Genomic DNA, 1,614 nt, shown 5'->3' on the forward strand with positions numbered 1-1,614 from the left:
CTGATTTAAATCTATCATTAGGGGCGGGGACGATGTTTCCTGATCAAACCATGGGTGAAGGTAACTATGCGCTTGCCAGTCACTTCATTCAAGGCGACTCTGGCCGCGATGTGTTGTTTTCACCAATTTACTACAAGGGTGCAGTCGGTCAGAAAATTTATTTAACGGATATGAATCACGTTTACGAGTATCGGGCCGTTGACTTTAAAGTTATTAAGCCGACCGATGTTGATTGGGTGTATCCAGTAGCTGGTAAGAAGTTGGTGACGTTGATTACATGTGATTATACGGCTGAACGCGGGCGTGTGATGATGCGCGGCGAACTTGAACGGACAACAGCTTGGGATAAGACGCCTAAGTCAATTCAAACAGCATTTACAGCAGATAATCGTTGGATTAAGTAAGTCAAACAAAAAGCGGATGAGATTTAGTCTCATCCGCTTTTTCTGTTAATCGTTAATAAAAATAAAGTCGGCAGCGTGTTGCGTGACTTGCACATCACGTGAACCATCTGACAATACAAGTGGGCCATCAAATGGCAGGCGTTCCTTGATTGTCCAAGTTGTCCCTAGTTCAAGGCCAACCGTTTCGACATATTGTAGTAATTCCAAATCTTCAGTGAAACTGTTTAACGTAACGGTTTCTAAATCCTTGGCTTCACGCAAAGTACGCAACTTCTCTTGTTCATAATTAAAGTTGGCGTCAGGAATTAGTAGGCCGTGGGGGCTGTACTTTGGGAAATCTAAGAAACGTTCAAGGGCGTCAACAAATTCAACATCAGCATCGTGATCCAAATTGTCAGCGTTGAAGTGCGCTTCTGAAATCGACAGCCCGAGCTTTGTGGCACCGAAGGTTTCAATCAGACGGTGTGATCGAATCAAGCGCAACGCTGTTTGTCGACCAGGTTCAGTTAGTGTTACCCCGTAGTATGGCACAACGTCAACTTCGCCAGCTTCTTGCAACTTTGCCAGCATGTTTGATACTGAAGAAGGCGTTACATTCAAATGTTCAGCGATTTGGTTATTTGAAATCTTAGTTGTTTCATCCCCACTGCTGAGCTCCAAAATAGTTTGGAGATACTGGGTTTTTGAAATTGATTCGCTCATAATAGCAGTCCTTTTTTTGTTTGAAATGTTTCGTGTGTTCATTATAACACGCGGGGTTTGATAATAGGGTTAACTGGTTGACTAAAATATTTTTAATCATCATTAAAATAAAATTACATGGTATAATTAATTGTCAATTAAATCACTCTGACGTCCGTCAGATAACACGTTTTGGAGGCCCAAATGCGAGGAAACGAGATTCGCCAAGGAAACAAGTTAGTGGGTGTGCAAAAGTTACACACCCTGATGCAAAGCACCCGGGAAATGCCGGTGCAGACGGCAAAGCTGCTGCAAGGAGCGGTTGAGGCAACGATGACAAAGAACGGTCCGATATTTGTCGGGCGGGTCTATGACAGTTGTATCTACCGCATTGGTTGTGGCAGTATCTATGAAGAATTTGCGCTTAAATTTGCGACGGCGGATGAGCGGAATAAGTTTGCGAATCGGTTTGAAGCAGCTTGTCGTGAAATTGGACTAGCTGTTCATCAGAGTTACTAAAAAACTAACC

At 43.3% G+C, this 1,614-nt stretch carries 3 protein-coding genes; 2 read left to right on the forward strand and 1 reads right to left on the reverse strand.

Annotated elements, in window-relative coordinates; translation table 11 throughout:
• A partial coding sequence (locus WEIDD23_RS14880; RefSeq protein ID WP_242865501.1) for a class A sortase occupies positions 1 to 404 on the forward strand: 404 nt, incomplete at its 5' end.
• A gap of 45 nt (positions 405 to 449) precedes the next feature.
• Here WEIDD23_RS14880 and WEIDD23_RS09570 read toward each other — a convergent pair.
• Entirely contained in the window at positions 450 to 1,106 is a 657-nt protein-coding gene (locus WEIDD23_RS09570) for a metal-dependent transcriptional regulator (RefSeq protein WP_010374129.1), read from the reverse strand.
• A 183-nt stretch (positions 1,107 to 1,289) separates the two neighbouring features.
• On the opposite strand from WEIDD23_RS09570, the gene WEIDD23_RS09575 reads away from it, so the two are divergent.
• Entirely contained in the window at positions 1,290 to 1,604 is a 315-nt protein-coding gene (locus tag WEIDD23_RS09575) for a hypothetical protein (protein ID WP_010374127.1), read from the forward strand.
• The last annotated feature ends 10 nt before the right edge of the window (positions 1,605 to 1,614 follow it).

The sequence above is a fragment of the Weissella sp. DD23 genome (assembly GCF_001579105.1).
Lineage (GTDB): Bacteria > Bacillota > Bacilli > Lactobacillales > Lactobacillaceae > Weissella > Weissella cibaria.